The organism is Methanocalculus sp., assembly GCF_029762515.1.
GTDB lineage: Archaea > Halobacteriota > Methanomicrobia > Methanomicrobiales > Methanocorpusculaceae > Methanocalculus.
Window position 1 is genome coordinate 1 of sequence record NZ_JARVGN010000439.1, and the last position, 1,788, is coordinate 1,788.

Annotated in this window: 3 protein-coding genes; 1 reads left to right on the top strand and 2 read right to left on the bottom strand. The window is 48.8% G+C overall.

Annotated features, from left to right (window positions below):
- Nucleotides 1-340: 340 nt before the first annotated feature.
- A complete protein-coding gene (locus QCH34_RS11910) occupies nt 341-973 on the bottom strand; it encodes a redoxin domain-containing protein (protein ID WP_300334460.1) in 633 nt (210 codons plus the stop codon).
- Between the two features lie 87 nt (nt 974-1,060).
- On the opposite strand from QCH34_RS11910, the gene QCH34_RS11915 reads away from it, so the two are divergent.
- Complete coding sequence (locus QCH34_RS11915; RefSeq protein ID WP_300334461.1) at nt 1,061-1,252, top strand: hypothetical protein; 192 nt, start codon at nt 1,061-1,063, stop codon at nt 1,250-1,252.
- Between the two features lie 37 nt (nt 1,253-1,289).
- On the opposite strand, the gene QCH34_RS11920 is transcribed toward QCH34_RS11915, so the two are convergent.
- Nucleotides 1,290-1,788, bottom strand: a 499-nt coding sequence (locus QCH34_RS11920; protein ID WP_300334462.1) for a V-type ATP synthase subunit D, incomplete at its 5' end; no start/stop codon positions are given.

Here is a 1,788-nt window from a genome sequence, read left to right on the forward strand (position 1 = left end):
GTCTCTTCTGTTCCTTCCTGATACATATTCGCGTTCATAGGGTTGTCTCCTCAATACTGTTGAATCAAAATCACCAGTGTCTCCTTTTGCGTGGTTTACACGGCTACATAAAGATATCCCATAAGCAATTCCAACTCACAAAGGACGTCCCGTATTTTTGAAATATTATATCGACCCTCATGGAGCCACAAAAGCAAATTCAAAGACTTTAGAATGCTTTATTCGGACAACACTTCCGGGCAGTCGGGAAAGTTCGCAGGTTAGAGAAGAGGGATGATGAGAGAGATCTCCCCGGCGATACGCATCACTCCGCGACGGGTGAACACCCTATTCTTTTCCATCAATCAGATTCCAGGAACCCGATGATCTCACTGATATCAGGAACACTATGCACGGGATAGACCTTGCTGAATACCACTGCCTGATCTGAATCAACGATGACATTTGCCCGCTCACAAAATCCGTTTCCCTCCCGGAAGAGCCCATAGAGCCTTGAAACAAAACCATGAGGCCAGAAGTCACAGAGAAGGGGGGTATTGGCGATTCTCAGGCTCTTTGCCCAGGCTCTCTTGCAGGGAACGGAATCAACGCTGATCCCAACTGCAACCGTATTCAGGGATGAGAATGTTTCCCGGTTCTCTTCAAGCGAGAGCATCTGGGCTGCACATTTATCAGTCCATGCAAGCGGATGGAACGAAAGGAGAACCCGCCTCTTATGGTGTTCAAGGAGGCTGAAGGTCTCATCCGACTGATCCTTTAATGCGAATGTCGCGGCAAGATCGCCCGGACGGACCATTCTTGGCTGGGGAATTTGAGCATGGTGATACATTGCTCTCGCATTATCACAGGAGATGATAAGCATTGCGGGAAGAGGATAGGAAACCTTGCATCCGTAGATGAGAGAATCGACTATTGAAACCACGCCGCCATTGTTTTTGCCATTATTGACATAATATCGGCAATCGGGAATCATTTAATTTTTACAGCATGAATTAAATATAAATACACCAAGCGCCATTACAAAATAGCCAGTGATGGCATGCATAAGGAGGTGATTGCTATGAATGAAGGATCGTCCGGTGGGTGTTCAGACAAGGCATCAGGCACCATCGACAAGCTGAGGACGCAGGCACTTGCCAGATGCCGTGATCGGATCGATGAAGCCCTGAAGCGGCCAAAAGGGAAGAAACCAAAACCCTGCAACCCCTCATATGGCATCACATCTGTGCTACGGAACCAGCACGGGCTCTGAATAAAAGGCAGAGATAACATAAGAGTTAAGCCTGCTCTTATGCTTCTGCCTTCTCTGCCTGTTTCCTGCGATTTATAATCTTCTTTACTTTCTTTAACCGGAAGAGATCTTCACGTTCACGCTCTTCTATTGCGATCTTGATCCCCTTTGCCATCTCTTTGAGTTCAGGAACCACCACCTGTTCAAGAGCATTCACCCTTCTCCGGTTCATCTGGATCTCCTCCCCAAGCCTCCTGAGGGATGTCTCTGTCTCGGCAAGTGCGATGATCAGATCCAGCTCGCGTTCGAACTTCTCCGCAACCTCATCGATTCTGCCCGAGACACCAAGCACACTGTAGCCCCTCTCAAATGTCCCTTTGGAGATCACCTTCTTCTCAAGGACAGGCACCGGCACTCCCATGATATTCTTCCCGGAAATATCCAGGAATACACCCCTTCGCGTTGCAAGGGCAGCAGAACGGACAGCGACGGAATCGTCCACTGCAACAGCCAGGTGGAGTGAATGGCGGGCAGAGGCATCAATTGCCTCAAGCTCT